Below are 18,053 nucleotides of genomic sequence, written 5' to 3'. Positions count from 1 at the left end.
TGCCTGCTGCATCGACGTTTGCAACAGATGCGATTGTAGAAAAACACTATGCAGCAAGTATTTTCTTGCACGCGTGCATCGCGCACGATCGTTGCAATGATGCATCCTGCCGATCGCCCGAGCGCCTCGCGAAGGCGCTTCGCGGACTCTGAGTCGCGACTTTTGGCAACGAAAATATTTTCATGATTAACGGCGCGAGCGCTCGTCAGAGCGCGTGCAAGTCGCCGTTTTGCGCGAATCGCGTGACGGCGATTCGGTCGGCGTGTCGCGTTCGATCGGGATGAAGTTCGTCGCAGAGGATGTGCGCGAGCGTCGCATCGCGAACCGAAAGCGAGGTGACGACGCCTGTCCGTCACCTCGTTCGAACGCGCGAGGTCAGATGCCGAGCTTGGACTTGAGCAGCTCGTTGACGCTCTGCGGGTTGGCCTTGCCGCCGGATGCCTTCATCACCTGGCCGACGAACCAGCCGAGTGACTGCGGCTTGTCCTTGACCTGCGCCGCCTTGTCGGGATTGGCCGCGATGATGTCGTCGACAACCTTTTCGATCGCCGAAAGATCCGTGACCTGCTTCATGCCGCGGCTTTCGACCAGTGCGCGGGGATCGCCGCCCTCCTGCCAGACGATCTCGAACAGATCCTTGGCGATCTTGCCGGAGATCGTACCCTCGCCGATCAGGTCGATGATCCCTGAGAGCTGTGCGGCATCGACCGGAGAGTCCGTAATATCCCGGCCTTCCTTGTTGAGACGACCGAACAGCTCGTTGATCACCCAGTTCGCGGCGACCTTGCCGTCGCGCGCGCGGTTGGCGAGTTTCTCCAACACGGTCTCGTAGAACACGGCACTCTCGCGCTCGGCGACCAGCACGCTGGCGTCGTAGGCCGACAGGCCGAGATCCGCGACGAAGCGCGTCTTCTTCTGGTCCGGCAGCTCGGGCAGCTCAGCCTTCAACTCGTCGACGAAGCTTTGCGAAAACTCCAGCGGCAGCAGGTCGGGATCGGGGAAGTAGCGATAGTCGTGCGCCTCTTCCTTGGACCGCATCGACCGCGTCTCGCCCTTGTTGGGGTCGTAGAGCCGGGTCTCCTGGTCGATCGCGCCGCCGTCCTCGAGGATTTCGATCTGGCGCCGGGCCTCGTACTCGATCGCCTGGCCGATGAAATTGATCGAGTTCATGTTCTTGATCTCGCAGCGGGTGCCCAGCGGCGCGCCGGGCTTGCGCACGGAGACGTTGACGTCGGCGCGCAAGGATCCCTTCTCCATGTCGCCGTCGCAGGTGCCGAGATAGCGCAGGATCGAGCGCAGCTTGGTCACATAGGCCTTGGCCTGCTCGGCATCGCGGATGTCGGGTTTCGACACGATCTCCATCAGCGCTACGCCGCAGCGGTTGAGATCGACATAGGACATGGTCGGCGACTGATCGTGCAGCAATTTGCCGGCGTCCTGTTCCAGATGCAGCCGCTCGATGCCGATGGTGGCGGTCTTGCCGCCGTCCAGTTCGACCACGACCTCGCCTTCGCCGACGATCGGCGACTTGTACTGGCTGATCTGGTAGCCCTGCGGCGAGTCTGGATAGAAATAGTTCTTGCGGTCGAACACCGAGCGCAGATTGATCTGCGCGTTCAGCCCGAGGCCGGTCCGGACAGCTTGTCTGACGCATTCCTCATTGATCACAGGCAGCATGCCCGGCATCGCCGCGTCAACCAGCGACACATGCGAGTTCGGCTCGCCGCCGAATGCGGTGGGGGCGCCGGAGAACAGCTTCGCGTTCGACGTCACCTGAGCGTGGACCTCCAGGCCGATGACCATCTCCCAGTCACCGGTTGAGCCCTTGAGAAGTTTGTGGGGTGCGGCAGGTGCGTTCATGGCTTGCTCCCGAGCAGCGTGGCAGCGATCCGCTCCCACTCTGCCTGTAATGAATCCGTTGCCACGGGCTGGCCGGCCTGGCGGTACCAATAGCCGGCGTTGCCGAGGTCGCCCTCGACCCGGTGCAGATAGGCGTGCACCCAAGCGGCCGCGCGGCCGCTCTCGTCCTGGACGATCTTGTGCGCCTCGTCCCAGTCGCCCTTGGCGGCCCACCATAGTGCGGCAAGTGGAGCGCTGAGGTCCGGCGGCGGCGCGGCGCCGTCGAGGCTGGCGATATACGCCGCCATCTTCACCACCATTTCGCCGGCGTGAAGCGGCCGGCGGCCTGCTCGATCACCTCGCCGAGCGAGAACAGCGTCTCCTCGTCGAAGGGACGGCCGATCAGCTGCAGGCCGAGCGGCAGGCCCTGCGCATCCTTGCCGGCGGGCACAGCGATGCCCGGCAGGCCCGCCATGTTCACGGTCACCGTGAAGATGTCGTTGAGGTACATCTCGACGGGGTCCGCGCCGCCTTTCTCGCCGATGCCGAAGGCCGCCGACGGCGTCGCCGGCGTCAGGATCGCGTCGACGCCCTTGGCGAAGCAATCCTCAAAGTCCTTCTTGATCAGCGTGCGCACCTTCTGGGCGCGCAAATAATAGGCGTCGTAATAGCCGGCCGAGAGCACGTAGGTGCCGATCATGACGCGGCGCTTCACCTCAGCGCCAAAACCTTCTGCACGGGTGTTCTCGTAGAGTTCGTTGACGTTCCGGCCCTGCTCGCGCAGGCCGAAGCGCACGCCGTCATAGCGCGCGAGGTTGGAGGACGCCTCCGCCGGCGCCACGATGTAATAGGCCGGCAGCGCGTATTTGGTGTGCGGCAGTGACACTTCAACGAGCTCGGCCCCGGCCGCTTTCAGCCAGGCCGCGCCCGCTTCCCAAAGCTTTTCGATCTCGGCCGGCATGCCGTCGAGACGGTATTCCTTGGGAATGCCGATCTTCATGCCCTTCACGGACTTGCCGATCGCGGCCTCGTAGTCCGGCACGGCTATGTCGACCGAGGTCGTGTCCTTGGGATCGTGGCCAGCCATCGAGCGCAGCAGCATCGCGGCATCGCGCGTGCTGCGCGCGATCGGACCAGCCTGGTCCAGCGAGGAGGCAAAGGCGACGATGCCCCAGCGCGAGCAGCGGCCATAGGTCGGCTTGATGCCGACGGTCGCGGTGAACGCCGCCGGCTGGCGGATCGAGCCGCCGGTGTCGGTCGCGGTCGCGCCCATGCAGAGCAGAGCCGCCACGGCGGAGGCCGAGCCGCCAGACGAGCCGCCCGGCACCAGCGTCGTGTTGGAGCCATCACGCCGCCAGGGATTGCCGACCGGGCCGAAGCACGAGGTCTCGTTCGACGAGCCCATCGCGAACTCATCATTGTTGAGCTTGCCCAGCATCACCGCGCCATCGCGCCACAGCTGCGAGGTGATCGTGGACTCGTAAGTCGGCACGAAGTTGCCGAGGATTTTCGAGCACGCCGTGGTGCGCACGCCCTTGGTCGCGAACAGGTCCTTGATCCCGAGCGGAATGCCGGCAAGCGGCCCCGCGTCACCCTTGGCGATCTTCTCGTCGACGGCCTTCGCCATGTCGCGCGCGCGGTCGGGCGTCTCCATGACGAAAGCATTGAGCACGCGGGCGGCTTCGATCGCGTTCAGATGCGCGTCGGTCAGCTCGAGGGACGTGAAAGTCTTTGCCGCGAGGCCCTTGCGGGCCTCCGCGAGCGTCAGCGATGTCAAATCGGTCATTTATTGATCGGGCTGCAGAAGAACGGAGACAGGGATTTGTCGTTGGCCGGGTCGTCTTTCTTGGTGGCCGCTTTCGCAGCCGCCTCGATCTCGTCGAGCACGGCATTGACGGCGACGTTGGGGTCGGCAGCCTTGCCCTGCCGCTCCATCTTGTCGAGATAGTTCATGTAAGCCTGATAGGCCTTCTCGTCGTCGCAAAGCATGCACATCGGACTTCGTCCTGAGACTCTTTTGACGCGTTTTCTTTACGCGAACCGGCTTCCACTTCGCTCGAAAACGCTACGTAAATTACTCAACAACCTTCGGCACCAGGAAGAAGTGGCCTTCGGTCGCAGGTGCGTTGGCAACGATATCGTCGGCGATCTCGCCGTCATTGACCACATCCTGCCGCTTCTTCATCTGCATCGGGGTGACCGAGGTCATGGGCTCCACGCCCTCGACATTGACCTCCGAGAGCTGCTCGACAAAGGCGAGCATGGCGTTGAGCTCGCCCTGCAGATGCGGAACCTCGCCCTCGGAAACCGCAATGCGCGCCAGATGCGCGATGCGGCGGACGGTAGCGGCGTCGACGGACATTATATAAGGCCTCTCACGGCAAAACCTATGTGCCGTATAGCAGAGGCCGCTTTTGCGCCGCAACCGGCGCCAGCGCATGATCCGGAAAAGTGTGGAGCGGTTTTCCGAAAAGATCATGCGCAAACAAGAACCTAAAGCACGATGAGGCTTCGCCCGAAGCTCATCGCGCTTTAGGGACCTATCCGCCCAACGCCTTCATCCGGGCAAGCGCCGATTTGGCGAGATCCCGGGTCAGTTCAGCTGCCGGGACCTCGCGGCCCAGGGCGATCGCCTGCCCGGCCCAGAGATTGGTGAAATCCACCCTGCCCTGCTTCTCGGCCGCAGCCTTGAGCGGTCCCAGCGCCGTTGCGGCATGGGGAAATGGCGGCGCGTCCGGCGAAATCGGGCCGGCCTCGCGCATCAGGCGGTTCTGAACGCCGCGCGCCGGCCGCCCGGTCATGACATTGGTAATGACGGTGGAATCATCCTGTCCCTCGGCGAGCGCCGCACGGGCCGCCGCACTGACCTTGGATTCCGGGCAGCGCAGATAGGCACTTCCGATCTGCACGCCGGCCGCGCCGAGCGCGAAGGCGGCTGCAATGCCGCGGCCATCCGCAACGCCGCCGGCCGCAATCACTGGGACCTTCACCGCGTCGACCACCTGCGGCACCAGCGCAAAGGTGCCGGGCTGTTCCGAGATCTTGTCGGTCAGGAACATGCCGCGATGGCCGCCGGCCTCCGCGCCTTGGGCAATGACGGCATCAGCTCCGTGCTGCTCGAGCCAGACCGCTTCGCTCACAGTGGTCGCCGACGAGATGACGAGACATCCTGCCGCCTTGACCCGCTTGAGCAGCGCGGCCTCGGGCAGACCGAAATGGAAGCTGACGATCTCCGGCTTCAGCTCCTCCACAACCTCGCAGAAGCCGGCGTCGAACGGCGCGCGGTTCGCGGCATTGATGGGTGCGGCGGGATCGAGGCCATGCTCATTGTAGTAGCCCGCGAGGCGCTGCTTCCAGCGCGCCTCCGCCTCGGCCGTGAGCTCGACCGGTGTGTGGCAGAAGAAATTCATGTTCACCGGCGCGGAGACGCGCTGCCGGATGATGTTGACCTGCTCGCGCGCTTTCTCCGGCGACAGCATCGCGCTCGGCAGCGAGCCGAGGCCCCCGCCTTGCGCAACGGCGATCACCAGCTCCGCGTCCATCACGCCGGCCATCGGCGCCAGCACGATCGGGAATTCGGTCTTGAAGAGATCGATCAATCGACGGTTCGGCCACATGGTTGTTCTCTCGCAGTTTAGGCGGACGCGCTGGAATTACGCCGGCCGGTTAGCAGTTGCTCGGCCTCGGTCGCGATCCGTTCGACGATTTCGGCGGCGGACGGAATATCATTGATCAGGCCGACGGCCTCGCCGGCAAAGACCGCGGCGACCTCGAAATTGCCAGCGGCCCTTGCCGCGGCATATTCGACGGTCACCTCGGCGGCGCGCTGCATCAGCTCGACCTCGCGGCCGGTCCAGCGCCTGATATGATCGTTGACCAGCGTTCGCGCGGTGAACGGGGCCGGCCAGAACAGGCTGCGTGACCAGTCGACGATGACGCCGCGCACCGTGTCATTGGGATCAGCGTCGCGAATGCGCTGCTTGGCTTCCTCCGCGCCATTGGCCTCCACGCTCGCATAGAAGCGCGTGCCGATCAGCACGCCGGAGGCGCCCAGCATCATCATCGCGGCGAGCCCGCGACCATCGGCAATTCCGCCGGCGGCAACCACCGGCACGCGCCCGGCCGTGAGATCGACGATCGCAGGTACGATATCGACGGTTGTGCGCGATGCGCCGTGACCGCCGGCTTCGGTACCCTGCGCGATCAGGATGTCCGCACCGGCATCCAGTGCCTGCTTCGCCATGTCCTCGCTCTGCACCTGGCAGATCAAGCGCGCCCCGCACGTCCTGATGCGCGCTGCAAATTGTGCAGGATCGCCGAATGACAGCATGATCGCTTGCGGATTGGCGTCGAGTGCGATGTCGAGAAGTCTTGGCTGTCTTGCCAGGCTCCACGTGATGAAGCCGATACCGAACGAAGCAAAGCCGCTTAGTTGCCTGGTCTCGGCCTCGAGCCGTTCCTGATCGCCGTAGCCACCACCCAGGATCCCGAAGCCGCCGGCCTCGCTGACAGCCCGTGTCAGCCGGCTGCCGGCGATCGTGTCCATTGGAGCCAGCAGGATCGGATGCTTGATCCCCAGGAGCTGGGTCAGCGGCGTGGTGATCGGCATGGCTCCTCCGCTCTCGACACGAATATTAGTCTAGAATACCATTCTCCAAAATTGATTTCTTACGAACGCTGCCATCTCAAAAGAGAAACGATATTATGGAACTCAGCGACCTCCAGACCTTCGCTGCCGTCGCCCGGACCGGGGGGATCACCCGCGCGGCGGAAGAGCTCAACACGGTGCAGTCGAACGTCACCCAGCGCGTGAAGGCACTGGAAGCCGAGATCGGCACGCCGCTGTTCGAACGGCACAGCCGCGGCATGACCTTGACCGGTGCGGGCAAGCGCCTTTTGCCCTACGCGCAACGGATGTCCGCATTAGCGCGCGAGGCCGTGCTCGCCGCCTGCGACGACGGCGAGCCCAAGGGACCGCTCGCGATCGGCTCGATGGAAACGACCGCAGCGGTGCGGCTGCCGCCGCTGTTGGCCGATTTTCATCGCCGCTTTCCCGCCGTCCGGCTGAGCCTGCGCACCGCACCCACCGCCGACCTCGTCGCCTGCGTGCTCGAAGGCACCCTCGACGGCGCCTTCGTCGCAGGTCCGATCGTGCATGCCGATCTCACCGCGACAAGCGCGTTCCGCGAAGAGCTGGTGCTGGTCAGTGCGCGGCGCTGGGCCACGCTCGCCGAGCTGCGCGCCGGCACGCCGGAGTCGGGCCCGACCGCACTGACGTTCCGCACCGGCTGCACCTACCGGCAGCGGCTGGAACAGATCTTTGTCGAGCTCGGCTGGCCGTCAGCCGCACGCTTCGAACTCGGCACGCTCGACGGCATGATCGGCTGTGTCGCCGCCGACATGGGCGTGACACTGCTGCCGCGCGCCGTGGTCGAACGCAGTGCGATCAACGGCAGCGTCTCGATCCACGCGCTGAGCCATTCGCACGCGCAGGTCGAGACGCTCTTCATCCAGCGTCGTGCCGGACATCAAACCAGTGCACTGAACGGATTTGCCGCCTGCCTGAAGCAAGACGACGACGTCATCGCGGCCTGAGATGCCAGCGCCGCAGCGCCACGACGGCCCAGATCGCCTCGACCACGCCAAACGGCCAGGCTCCTTGCAGGAAGCCGTAAGCCGAACCGAGCACGCAGGCCATTGCGAACGTCAGCACGAACCAGTGGCTGCGGTCTTCCAGGGCGTAAGCGACCAGCATCGCTGTCACGGCGAACAAGCCGAATAATGTCAGCGCATCCATGTTCCGGGTTCACTCCGTAGCGCGACGCGTGATATGCGCTAACACCATGCCGGCTCTTATCCTGCCTCTCGTCGATGCTGCAACCCACTGGCCCGAACGCGGCGGGTTGGTCGGCCTTGATCTCGGCACCAAGACAATTGGCGTTGCCGTCTCCAATCCAGACCGCCGGTTAGCTACCGGCGTCGAAACGATCCAGCGCAAGGCGTTCAAGCAGGATGCCGCCCGGCTGCTCGCGATCGCCAGTGAACGCAAGGCCGTCGGCTTCGTGCTCGGCCTGCCCATCAACATGGACGGCAGCGAGGGCCCGCGCGCGCAATCGACCCGGGCGTTTGCCCGCAACCTCGCCGGTCTGACCGCGCTGCCCATCGGCCTCTGGGACGAGCGCCTGTCGACCGCCGCGGTCGAGCGCGAGCTGATCGGCATGGATGTCAGCCGCGCCAAGCGCGCCGAAGTGATCGACGAGCACGCCGCGATCTTCATCCTGCAAGGCGCGCTCGACCGCCTCGCCAATCTGCGCGCAGCCCCGGGGCCTGACTGATCCATGGCCGTCGTGATCGCGGCGCTCCTCCCCGTCTTTATTCTGATCGTGCTCGGCGTGGTGCTGAAGCGCACCCTGATGCGGCTCGATACGCAATGGAACGGGCTGGAGCGGCTGACCTATTTCGTGCTGTTTCCGATGCTGCTGATCCAGACGCTGGTGAAGGCCGACCTGTCCAAGGTCCCGGTCGCAGGCGTCGGCGGCGCGCTGCTGCTCTCGGCGCTCGCGATGTCGCTGCTCTGCCTCGCGCTCCGCCCGGCCCTGTCGCGGCTCGATATCGACGGCCCCGCCTTCACCTCGATCTTCCAGGGCGCGATCCGCTGGCAGACCTATGTGGCGCTGTCCGTCTCCGCCAATATGTTCGGCGAGGTCGGGCTGGCGCTCGCCTCCGTCGCGATGGTGGCGATCATTCCGCTGGTCAACGTCCTCAGCGTCGCGGTGCTCGCCCACTACGCAGCGCCGAAGAAGCAATCCGCGCGCACCGTTGTCATGACGGTTGTCCGCAATCCCCTGATCTGGGCCTGCGTGATCGGGCTCGTCGTCAACGTCATCCACCTGCCGCTGCCGAAGATCTGGCATGAGGTGGCAGACGCACTCGGCCGCTCCTCGCTCGCCATCGGCCTGCTCGTCACCGGCGCCGGACTGCATCTTGAAGGCCTGCTCCGCCCCAGCACGGGTGCCGCTATCGGCGTGGTGTTCAAGCTGGTGCTGATGCCGATGGTCGCGCTGGGGCTCGCCGTCTGGTTCGGACTGTCCGGCGACAGCCTTGCGATCGTCGCGATCTGCGCCGCGGTGCCGACCTCGACCAGCGCCTACGTGCTGGCCCGCCAGATGGGCGGCGATGCACCGCTGCTGGCGCAGATCATCACGCTTCAGACGATTTTGGCGGCGATCACCATGCCGATCGCGATCGCGCTGGTGGCCTAACTCCCCAGCCACATCGTCAGCACCACTGCCGTCAGATTGTTAAGCGCGTGCAGCACGATCGTGAGCCAGAGCGAGCTGCTGCGGTAGCGCATGTAGCCGAACCACAGGCCGATGGAGAAGACCTCGGCGAGGAAGTACAGGTCGTATTGTAGATGCACGACCGTCCACACCAGCGACGACAGGATGATGGCGCCGGGCACGCGCAGGAAGCTCGCCGACCAGCCGCGAAACAGAAAGCCGCGGGCGAGGACCTCTTCGGACATCGGAGCGGCCACGCTGAAGGCGAACAGCAGCATCAGCGCCGCGCCCTTGTCGCGACCGGATTTCAACAGGTCGGTCATGAAGCCCGGCGTCGCCTCGCGGCCCAGACTCCGCGACATCGTCTCCCAGGCGACCACGATCAGGATCAGCCCGACGGCGCCGAACAGGAGTTGCTTCCAGGACGGCCAATAGAACGCGAGATAGTCGACGAAGGAGGCCTTCTTGATGCGGATGGCCAGCCACACGGCGGCCAGCGTCGCCGGCAGGCCCATCGTGACCGAAAACGCGAGCGACGCCGGCTCGCGACCGATGTGCTGCATCGATGCGAGGTCGATTGGGTCACGGGCGACCCAGACCAGATAGACGATGGCCCCGATCTGCCCGACGAACATGGCTGCGAAGATGGCGATGCCCCACAGCGCCGTGCCCCAGAACTTCCAGACTCGCGGCGGCGCCGGCGTCTCGGTGAGCGGCGGCAGATCGGGATTGAGGGAGTCCATCAGGAGGCTTTCGTTTGGCAGGCTCACGGCAGCGCCCGCTCCAGCAGCGTGCGCACGTCGCCGCTCTCGAGCTCGACCGCGCCGTACATGCTGGCGTGGTTCGTGGCGAGGCGCGTGGCAGCGAACAGTTCTGCTTGACGCGGTGACACGCCGTTGAGCGCGGCGGCGGCCGCAAGCAGCGCCAGCTTCTCGACCGCAAGGCGCGCTACGCGCTCGCCGTCCGGGCGGCCGAAGGTCTTGCCGATGAATCCCGCAGTCTCGCCTGCCCCTGGCAGACCTTTGGTCTCGGCAGCAAGCGCTTGCAGGACCGATACCGCTGCCTCCGGCTCGCGCGAGCGCGCGCAGCACGTCGAGACACATGACGTTGCCCGAGCCCTCCCAGATCGCGTTGACCGGCGACTCCCGGTAGTGCCGCGCCAGAATGCCGTCCTCGACATAGCCGTTGCCGCCGAGGCATTCCATAGCTTCGTAGAGAAACGGCGGCGCGCTCTTGCAGGTCCAGTATTTGATCGCAGGCGTCAGCAGCCGCATGTAGGCGGCCTCCGCCGGATCGAGCGGCGTCCGATCGAAGGCGCGGCAGAGCCGCATCACCACAGCCGTGCTCGCCTCCACATGCAGCGCCATGTCCGAGAGTACCGCCTGCATCAGCGGCTGATCGGCGAGATGTTTCTGGAACACGCTGCGGTGCCGGGTGTGATGCAGCGCGTGGGCGAGCCCCGAGCGCATCAGGCCGACCGAGGCGATCGCGCAATCCTGCCGCGTCATTTGCACCATCTGGATGATGGTACGGATGCCCTTGCCCTCATCGCCGACGGCTTCCGCATAGGCACCGACGAACTCAACCTCGGATGACGCGTTGGAGCGGTTGCCGAGCTTGTCCTTCAGCCGCTGGAACTGGATCGCGTTCACCGAACCATCCGGCGCGAAGCGCGGCATGAAGAAACAGGTCAGTCCCTGGTCCGCCTGAGCCAGCACCAGGAAGGCATCGCACATCGGCGCCGACATGAACCATTTGTGGCCGGTGATACGGTAGGCGCCTCCCTCGCGCACCGCGCGCGTCATGTTGGCGCGCACGTCGGTACCGCCCTGCTTCTCGGTCATGCCCATGCCGAGCGTCATACCGCGCTTCTCCCACCACGGCGCGAAGCTGGGATCGTAGCTTTTCGTCGACAGCACCGGCATGACCTTGGCGCGCAGATCAGGCTGCATCGCCAGCGCCGCAACGGAGGCGCGCGTCATCGTGATCGGGCAGAGATGGCCGGTCTCGACCTGCGAGGCCATGTAGAATTTTGCCGCGCGGATGACCTCTGCGGCATCGCCCGCGGGTCTTCCATCCGCAGTCCAAGTCGAATTGTGCACGCCGGCACGGGCGCTGTGAGCCATCAGCTCGTGATAGGCCGGATGAAACTCGACCTGGTCGCGCCGATTGCCCTTGGCATCGAAGGTGCGCAGCTTCGGCGTGTTCTCGTTCGCGACGCGCCCCCGATCGGCCATCGCAGCCGAGCCCCAATGCTTGCCGAACTCCGAGAGCTCCGGTTCCGCCGCCGCAGCGCCATTGGCCCTGACCGCCGCGACCAGCGGCTGATCCACGGCGAAGAGATCGGCGTCCTCGAACGGCGGCGACTGGTTGAAGACCTCGTGGGTCGCGAAGCTGGGCTGGGTCATCTCGTGTCCTCGGCGCGGAATCAGTTCCGCCGCGGCTGGATCGGGAAATCATACGGCGCACCGCCCGCTCCCGGCAGCGAAAAGTGCCACCACTCCTTTGCATAGTTCACAAAGCCTTGCCTTGCCATCGCAGCCACCAGCCGCTTGCGCCAGGCGCGCTGATCCGGACTGATCGTTGGTGCGGCGGTATGCCCTTTCACGTCGGTGCAGTCATAGCCGGTGCCCATGTCGACGCTGCCCTCCGGCAATCGCGCCTCGACCGGTGCCGTGCAGTCCGCGTAGGTCTTTGACGGGTCGTATTTGCCTGAATTGTCGGCGTTGAGATCGACCAGCGTGAGATCGAGCGCTGCGCCCGTCGAATGCTGCGAGCGGCTTGCGATGTAGCCGAGGCGGAACAGCTCGGTCTTGGGAATTTTGGGATTGTAGCGCCGCTCGGCGGCCGTCTCGTGGCCGTTCTGCGACCACCTGACCATGTCGAGCGAGGCCCGCGCCGGCCGGTAGCAGTCGAACATTTTCAGTGAGAGATTTTGCGCCGCCAGTTCCTGCTGGACCGCCTTCAGCCGCAGCCCAACCTCCCGCTTCACCACGCACTCGCCGGCCCCGTAGCCGGCGAGCGGACGGCCGACGAAATTGTTCGAGGTGGCGTAGCGGATGTCCTGGATGATGCTGGGCTCGATGTCGTGCAAATAGACGAAACCGCCGGGAAGCGATTGGGCGTGGGCCCCGGAAACAAAAGCCGCGACCAAGAGCGCTGTTAGAGTTGTTTTCAGCGGAAATCTCCCCTTCGTCATGGCCGGGCTTGTCCCGGCCATCCACGCCTTTTCTGCGACAGCACCTTAAGAACGTGGATGCCCGGGACGTCTAGCGCGAAGACGCGCTTCGCGCTTCGGCCCGGGCATGACGGAGAAGACGGGGACAGCTCACGCCAGCGATAAGACCGACAGATCGGGGGATAACTCCCCGCCCGGGCTTTGGCCCTTGCCCCCCGGCCATCCCCGCCTATAGCTCTCGCTTTAATGACATCGAAATCGACCTTCGTCCTCGGCCACCGGCATTTGCTGGGCATCGAGGGCCTTTCCGCGGCCGACATCACCGGCCTCCTCGACCTGTCCGAAGAATATGTCGAGCTCAACCGCCAGGTTGACAAGAAGCGCACCGTCCTGCGTGGACGGACGCAGGTGAACCTCTTCTTCGAGGCTTCCACCCGGACCCAATCGTCGTTCGAGCTCGCCGGCAAACGGCTGGGCGCCGACGTCATGAACATGTCGGTGTCCTCCTCGTCCATCAAAAAGGGCGAGACGCTGGTCGACACCGCCATGACGCTCAACGCCATGCACCCGGATATCCTGGTGGTGCGCCATCACGCCTCCGGCGCGGTGGAACTGCTGGCCCGCAAGGTCGACGGTTCCGTGATCAATGCCGGCGACGGCGCGCATGAGCATCCGACACAAGCCCTGCTCGACGCGCTGACCATCCGCCGCAACAAGGGCCGGCTTGAGGGCCTAGTCGTCGCGATCTGCGGTGACGTGCTGCATTCGCGCGTGGCCCGCTCCAACATCATCCTGCTCAACGCGATGGGCGCCCGCGTCCGCGTCGTCGGCCCCTCCACACTGCTGCCGCCCGGCATCGAGCGGATGGGCGTCGAGGTCGCGCGCGACATGCGCGAGGGGCTCAACGGCGCCGACATCGTCATGATGTTGCGGCTCCAGCGCGAGCGCATGAACGGCTCCTTCGTGCCGTCGACCTCCGAGTATTTCCATTATTTCGGGCTGGACCAGAAGAAGCTCGCCTACGCCAAGCCCGACGCCCTTGTCATGCATCCCGGCCCCATGAACCGCGGCGTCGAAATCGACACCGCGGTCGCGGACGGCGCGCAGTCCCTGATCCGCGAACAGGTGGAGATGGGCGTGGCCGTGCGCATGGCGGTGCTGGAAGCGCTCGCCCGCAACCTGCCGAACGCGTGATGCTCATGTTGACCGACCGCCGACCCATCCTGCTTGCCAATGCCCGCCTCGTCGACCCCAGCAGGGATTTCGATGGCCCCGGCGATGTCCTGATTGCCGACGGCATCATCCGGGAGACCCGCCGCGGCATTGGCGCTGCCGGCGTCCCCGAGGGCACCGACGTCGTCAACTGCGCCGGCAAGATCGTCGCCCCCGGCCTGATCGACATGCGCGCCTTCGTCGGCGAGCCCGGCTTCAGCCATCGCGAGACCTTTGCGTCCGCGAGCCAGGCGGCTGCGACCGGCGGCATCACCACCATCATCTGCCAGCCCGATACCTTGCCGGTGATCGACAACTCGGCGACCGTCGACTTCGTGATGCGTCGCGCCCGTGACACCGCGATCGTCAACATCCAGCCGATGGCGGCGCTGACCAAGGGAATGCACGGCGAGGAGATGACCGAGTTCGGCCTCCTCAAGGCAGCAGGCGCGATCGCCTTCAGCGACTGCGACAAGAGCGTGAGCAATGCGCAGGTGATGCGCCGCGCCTTGACCTACGCGCGCGATTTCGACGCGTTGATCGTGCACTACACCGAGGATCGCGATCTCGTCGGCGAAGGCGTGATGAACGAGGGCGAGTTCGCCTCGCGGCTCGGCCTGATGGGCATCCCGAACGCGGCGGAAGCCGTGATGCTGGAGCGCGACATGCGCCTGGTCGCGCTCACCGGCGGCCGCTATCACGCGGCGTCGCTAACCTGCATCGAGTCGCTCGACGTGCTCAAGCGCGCCCGCGACGCCGGCCTTGCCGTGACGGCCTCAGCCTCGATCAACCACCTTGCGCTGAACGAGAACGACATCGGCCCTTACCGTTCGTTCCTGAAGCTGTCGCCGCCGCTGCGCACCGAGGACGACCGCCGCGCGCTGGTCGCCGCCGTCGCCTCCGGCCTCGTCGACGTCATCATGTCCGACCACAACCCGCAGGACGTCGAGGTCAAGCGCCTGCCTTTCGCAGAAGCAGCCCCCGGCGCCATCGGGCTGGAGACCATGCTCCCGGCGGGCCTGCGCCTCGTGCACAATGACGAATTGGACCTCAAGACGCTGATCCGGGCGATGTCGACCCGGCCGGCCGAGATTTTGGGATTGCCTGGCGGAACCCTGCGCACGGGCAGCCCCGCCGACGTCATCGTGATCGACCCCGATGTGCCCTGGGTGGTCGATCCCGCCGACCTCAAATCGCCCTGCAAGAACACGCCGTTCGACGAGGCCCGCTTTACAGGCCGCGTGGTGCGCACCATTGTCGGCGGACGGACAGTGTACGAGCATGTCTGACGTGCGGAGCTGCAGCCAGGGAATTTGCAGACATGGCGCTTGAACTGTTTCTGCCGGTCGCTTTCGTCATCGGCTACCTGCTCGGCTCGATTCCGTTCGGGCTGATCCTGACCAGGCTCGGCGGCACGCAGGATCTGCGGTCGATCGGCTCCGGCAGCATCGGCGCCACGAACGTGCTGCGCACGGGGCGCAAGGGCCTTGCCGCCGCGACCCTGCTGTTCGACGCGCTCAAGGGCACCGTGGCGGTGGTGATCGCCGGCTACATCGCCGGTCCCAACGCCGCGATGCTGGCCGGGCTCGGCGCCTTCCTCGGCCATCTTTTCCCGGTCTGGCTCAAGTTCCGCGGCGGCAAGGGTGTCGCCGTCTATATCGGCATTCTGCTCGGGCTGTTCTGGCCGGCCGCGCTGGTGTTCTGCCTGCTATGGCTCGCGACCGCCTTCACCACCCGCTATTCCTCGCTCTCTGCGCTGGTGGCGTCCTTTATCACGCCGCTGTTCCTGTGGTGGTTCGGCCATCTCGCACTAGCAGCGATGGCCGCGGTGCTGACGCTGCTGCTGTTCTACGCCCATCGCGAGAACATCAAGCGGCTGCAATCGGGCAAGGAAAGCCGGATCGGCGAGAAGGCATAAGCCGGGAATCCACGGATACCGCGGCACCCCTTCTGCATTATATCGCAAATGGTGTTCGCAACTTGCAGCCGAATCACGGCTGTATGGACGAACGGGTTCCTGGCTCGGCCCTGATCATGGGCATAGCTCTACGCGGTTGCTCAGAATGAGCGAGAAGATTGTCAGCGCGCAAGACGATGGCGATTTGCGAGGTGCTGCTTGCACCGCGGCAAGCCGGCTGCTCTCGACGACGGACATCTGGTCTAGTGCGCCCTCGCCGCTTGTCGCTCCAGCGCCTGCTTCCGTCCCACCTCCACCGCGCGAGCCCGATCCGATCGTGGAAGCGGGGAAACCAGCCGAAATCCTAACTGCAGCGCCCGTCACGCACGATCGGACCCCGCGGCAATGGCCGCCGCGAAAATTGTCGCTGGCGCTTCAGGGCGGCGGCACCTTCGCTGCTTTCACCTGGGGCGTGCTGGAGCGGCTGCTGGAAGAGCCATCGATCGCGATCGACACCATCAGCGGCGCCAGTGCCGGCGCCATCAACGCGCTGTTGCTCGCGTCCGGTTTCGCCGAGGGCGGCCGTGAAGGCGCCCGCGCGCGGCTGAACCGGTTCTGGATCCGGCTGATGCACGAAGCCTCGTTCCGATCGCTGATGCTGATCGGCGGCTTCTCGCCGGCGGGAAGCTCGGTCGCGTTCGGCCCGACGCTGCGCTCCGGCCAGTTCGATCCGTTCGATCTCGATCCGCTGCGGCAGGCGCTGTCGCGCGACATCAATTTTTCCGCCTTGCGCGACCCGCGCTGCCCGAAGCTTCTGATCGCGGCGACCCGGATCCGCGACGGGCAGCAGCAGATCTTCCGCAACGACGTGATCACCGCCGACGTCGCGCTGGCCTCGACCTGTCCACCGCTGGTTCATTGCGCGGTCGAGATCGACGGCGAGGCTTATTGGGACGGCGGCCTCGGCGGCAATCCCCCCTGCTGCGGCTCGTGCAGGACACGACGAGCACCGAAATCCTGCTCGTCCAGGTCACGCCGGCGCGCGACAGCTACGTGCCGATCACGCTCGCCGCGATCGACCGCAGGCTGGATCAGATCGCGGCCAACGCCGCCCTCAATGCCGAGATCGCCGCGATCGAATGGGCGCAATCGCAGGCCGCATCGTCGTTGCGGCTCTCCAGGATCGCCGCGGAAGATTTCGTCGACGGCCTGGCGCAGCGCTCATCGACCGATCTCGGCCGCGGCTTCATTCGCGCGCTGCACCGGAGCGGCCGCGAGGCTGCCGGGCGCTGGCTCAAGCAAGGTCCAGATCACAGCGCAGCGCCGGCCGCATCCGGCCAGCGCATCGTCGCTCTCGAACCTGCGCTAGCCTGATTTCGCCAGCGCCTGCTCCAGGAACCACGCCGTCGCCAGCGCATGGGCGTCGTTGCCGAAGCGCGCGATCACCTGCACGCCGATCGGGAGGCCATTGGCTTTCAGCACGGGCACGTTGACGCAAGGGTTGCCCATCAGCGTCCAGAGCCTGTTGTAGCGGGGGTCGCCGGTGCTCGCGAGCTCCTTGGCCGGCGGCGTGCCCGGCGCCGAATAGGTCAGCAGCACGTCGAACCGCTCGAACAATTCGCCGATCTCGCGGCGTCCGCGGCGGCTGATCCGGCGTGCGTCGTCGTAGTCCTTGGGTGTGAGACCGACCGTCGCATCGAGACTGGCGCGCAGCATCGGCGCGATCTCGTCGTGGCGTTCGGAAAATTCCCAGGCGAGCGCGCGATGCGCCTCGAAGTCCTGAATCACAGGGTGGATGCGCCAGGCCTCCTGCACCGCCTGCGGCAGATCGATGGTCTGCACGCTGGCGCCAGCCCGCGTCGCCGCCTTGATCGCGGCCTGCAGCCCCTCCTCGGCGGCCGGCTCCACGGCGCCGGCAAACTCCTGCCTGATAACGCCGATGCGCGGCGCCTTCGCCGGGACGATGCCGGCGAATTCGGTGCGGCCGGTCATTGCCAGCAGTCCGCGCGCGAGATCTTCCGCGCGGGCGCCGAACAGACCGACGGTGTCGAGCGCCCACGAATAGCATTTGACGCCGACCGTCGGCAGCATGCGGAACGACGGCTTGATCGCGGCGGTGCCGCAATAGGCGGCGGGCCGGATCACCGAGCCGCCGGTCTGGGTACCCAGCGCCAGCGGAATCATGCCGGCACCGATGGCCGCGGCCGAGCCCGAGGACGAGCCGCCCGGCGTATGCCCGAGGTTATGCGGATTGAGCGTCGGGGTCGGATCGCGCGAGGCGAATGCCGTGGTCGTGGTCTTGCCGATGATGGTGGCGCCCGCCCGCTTCAGCATCATCACCACAGGCGCGTCCGCGCGCGGCTGCCAGCCGCGATAGATCGATGATCCCATCTCGGTCGGGAAATCGGCGGTGTCGATGATGTCCTTGATCCCGACCGCGATACCGCGCAACGGGCCAGAAGCTTGCGCCTTCGCGGAGCTGTCGTGACGGACGAAGGCATGGACGTCCTTCTCCCGCGCCTCGATGGCTGCATGCGATTGCGCGATGGCGGCCTCGGGCGAAAGCTCGCCCGCTTCGATGCGGCGCTGGAGGTCGGCGAGTGAGATCATGGGCAATACCCTTCTTATTGGGATCGCTTTTAGCATC

General features: G+C 65.7%; 17 protein-coding genes and 2 pseudogenes. 7 read left to right on the top strand and 12 right to left on the bottom strand.

Features of this window, described 5'->3' with window-relative positions:
- Positions 1–375: 375 nt before the first annotated feature.
- The 7 genes from gatB to AB3L03_RS35235 all read right to left on the bottom strand — a co-directional run bounded on the left by gatB (position 376) and on the right by AB3L03_RS35235 (position 6,448).
- A complete protein-coding gene (gene gatB, locus AB3L03_RS35265) occupies positions 376–1,860 on the bottom strand; it encodes an Asp-tRNA(Asn)/Glu-tRNA(Gln) amidotransferase subunit GatB (RefSeq protein ID WP_204511383.1) in 1,485 nt (494 codons plus the stop codon).
- Positions 1,857–2,159: a hypothetical protein gene (locus AB3L03_RS35260; RefSeq protein ID WP_085383246.1), complete on the bottom strand. Its 303-nt coding sequence runs from the start codon at positions 2,157–2,159 to the stop codon at positions 1,857–1,859. The genes gatB and AB3L03_RS35260 overlap by 4 nt, the downstream gene beginning before the upstream one ends.
- Positions 2,150–3,625 carry an Asp-tRNA(Asn)/Glu-tRNA(Gln) amidotransferase subunit GatA gene (gene gatA / locus AB3L03_RS35255; protein ID WP_085351415.1) on the bottom strand — a complete coding sequence of 492 codons (1,476 nt, stop codon included), beginning with the start codon at positions 3,623–3,625 and terminating at the stop codon, positions 2,150–2,152. The genes AB3L03_RS35260 and gatA overlap by 10 nt, the downstream gene beginning before the upstream one ends.
- On the bottom strand, positions 3,622–3,834 hold the full coding sequence (locus AB3L03_RS35250; protein ID WP_085351414.1) for a hypothetical protein: 213 nt from the start codon (positions 3,832–3,834) through the stop codon (positions 3,622–3,624). The genes gatA and AB3L03_RS35250 overlap by 4 nt, the downstream gene beginning before the upstream one ends.
- 79 nt (positions 3,835–3,913) lie before the next feature.
- Entirely contained in the window at positions 3,914–4,201 is a 288-nt protein-coding gene (gene gatC / locus AB3L03_RS35245) for an Asp-tRNA(Asn)/Glu-tRNA(Gln) amidotransferase subunit GatC (protein WP_007611211.1), read from the bottom strand.
- A 178-nt stretch (positions 4,202–4,379) separates the two neighbouring features.
- A complete protein-coding gene (locus AB3L03_RS35240; protein ID WP_085351413.1) occupies positions 4,380–5,456 on the bottom strand; it encodes a nitronate monooxygenase family protein in 1,077 nt (358 codons plus the stop codon).
- A gap of 17 nt (positions 5,457–5,473) precedes the next feature.
- On the bottom strand, positions 5,474–6,448 hold the full coding sequence (locus AB3L03_RS35235) for an NAD(P)H-dependent flavin oxidoreductase (RefSeq protein ID WP_368507954.1): 975 nt from the start codon (positions 6,446–6,448) through the stop codon (positions 5,474–5,476).
- Positions 6,449–6,543: 95 nt separating this feature from the next.
- Here AB3L03_RS35235 and AB3L03_RS35230 point away from each other — a divergent pair, with 95 nt between their 5' ends.
- A complete protein-coding gene (locus AB3L03_RS35230; protein WP_085351411.1) occupies positions 6,544–7,434 on the top strand; it encodes a LysR family transcriptional regulator in 891 nt (296 codons plus the stop codon).
- Here AB3L03_RS35230 and AB3L03_RS35225 read toward each other — a convergent pair.
- Entirely contained in the window at positions 7,421–7,636 is a 216-nt protein-coding gene (locus tag AB3L03_RS35225) for a hypothetical protein (RefSeq protein ID WP_247338487.1), read from the bottom strand. The genes AB3L03_RS35230 and AB3L03_RS35225 overlap by 14 nt on opposite strands.
- A 46-nt stretch (positions 7,637–7,682) precedes the next feature.
- On the opposite strand from AB3L03_RS35225, the gene ruvX reads away from it, so the two are divergent.
- Together ruvX and AB3L03_RS35215 are read left to right on the top strand one after the other, a co-directional pair.
- Positions 7,683–8,174 carry a Holliday junction resolvase RuvX gene (gene ruvX / locus AB3L03_RS35220; protein ID WP_007603328.1) on the top strand — a complete coding sequence of 164 codons (492 nt, stop codon included), beginning with the start codon at positions 7,683–7,685 and terminating at the stop codon, positions 8,172–8,174.
- Between the two features lie 3 nt (positions 8,175–8,177).
- Positions 8,178–9,101 (top strand): AEC family transporter, encoded by a 924-nt coding sequence (locus AB3L03_RS35215; protein ID WP_247338486.1) that lies wholly within the window; start codon positions 8,178–8,180, stop codon positions 9,099–9,101.
- Here the strand turns inward: AB3L03_RS35215 and AB3L03_RS35210 are convergent.
- From AB3L03_RS35210 to AB3L03_RS35200, 3 genes and pseudogenes are all read right to left on the bottom strand, one after another.
- Positions 9,098–9,364, bottom strand: a complete 267-nt coding sequence (locus AB3L03_RS35210; RefSeq protein ID WP_368509112.1) for a lysostaphin resistance A-like protein — start codon at positions 9,362–9,364, stop codon at positions 9,098–9,100. The genes AB3L03_RS35215 and AB3L03_RS35210 overlap by 4 nt on opposite strands.
- 521 nt (positions 9,365–9,885) lie before the next feature.
- Positions 9,886–11,527 (bottom strand): annotated as a pseudogene (locus AB3L03_RS35205) (acyl-CoA dehydrogenase family protein).
- A gap of 20 nt (positions 11,528–11,547) precedes the next feature.
- Positions 11,548–12,318, bottom strand: coding sequence for a M15 family metallopeptidase (locus AB3L03_RS35200; protein WP_247338484.1), 771 nt, complete (start codon positions 12,316–12,318; stop codon positions 11,548–11,550).
- Positions 12,319–12,543: 225 nt separating this feature from the next.
- Between AB3L03_RS35200 and AB3L03_RS35195 the strand changes: the two genes are divergently transcribed.
- The 4 genes and pseudogenes from AB3L03_RS35195 to AB3L03_RS35180 all read left to right on the top strand — a co-directional run bounded on the left by AB3L03_RS35195 (position 12,544) and on the right by AB3L03_RS35180 (position 16,780).
- Positions 12,544–13,491, top strand: coding sequence for an aspartate carbamoyltransferase catalytic subunit (locus tag AB3L03_RS35195; RefSeq protein WP_007603315.1), 948 nt, complete (start codon positions 12,544–12,546; stop codon positions 13,489–13,491).
- Complete coding sequence (locus tag AB3L03_RS35190; RefSeq protein ID WP_198959261.1) at positions 13,491–14,798, top strand: dihydroorotase; 1,308 nt, start codon at positions 13,491–13,493, stop codon at positions 14,796–14,798. Before AB3L03_RS35195 ends, AB3L03_RS35190 begins: the two co-directional genes overlap by 1 nt.
- 32 nt (positions 14,799–14,830) lie before the next feature.
- On the top strand, positions 14,831–15,427 hold the full coding sequence (gene plsY / locus AB3L03_RS35185) for a glycerol-3-phosphate 1-O-acyltransferase PlsY (protein WP_085383365.1): 597 nt from the start codon (positions 14,831–14,833) through the stop codon (positions 15,425–15,427).
- 145 nt (positions 15,428–15,572) lie between these two features.
- Positions 15,573–16,780, top strand: a pseudogene (locus tag AB3L03_RS35180) (patatin-like phospholipase family protein).
- Here the strand turns inward: AB3L03_RS35180 and AB3L03_RS35175 are convergent.
- The gene (locus AB3L03_RS35175) at positions 16,772–18,016 is read right to left on the bottom strand and encodes an amidase (protein ID WP_368507953.1); all 1,245 of its coding nucleotides are present in this window, start codon (positions 18,014–18,016) and stop codon (positions 16,772–16,774) included. The pseudogene AB3L03_RS35180 and the gene AB3L03_RS35175 overlap by 9 nt on opposite strands.
- Positions 18,017–18,053 lie beyond the last annotated feature (37 nt).

The organism is Bradyrhizobium lupini, from assembly GCF_040939785.1.
Classification (GTDB): domain Bacteria; phylum Pseudomonadota; class Alphaproteobacteria; order Rhizobiales; family Xanthobacteraceae; genus Bradyrhizobium; species Bradyrhizobium canariense_D.
Note: the sequence above shows the minus strand (reverse complement) of the source record. Positions and strands in the feature narration are given on the sequence as shown.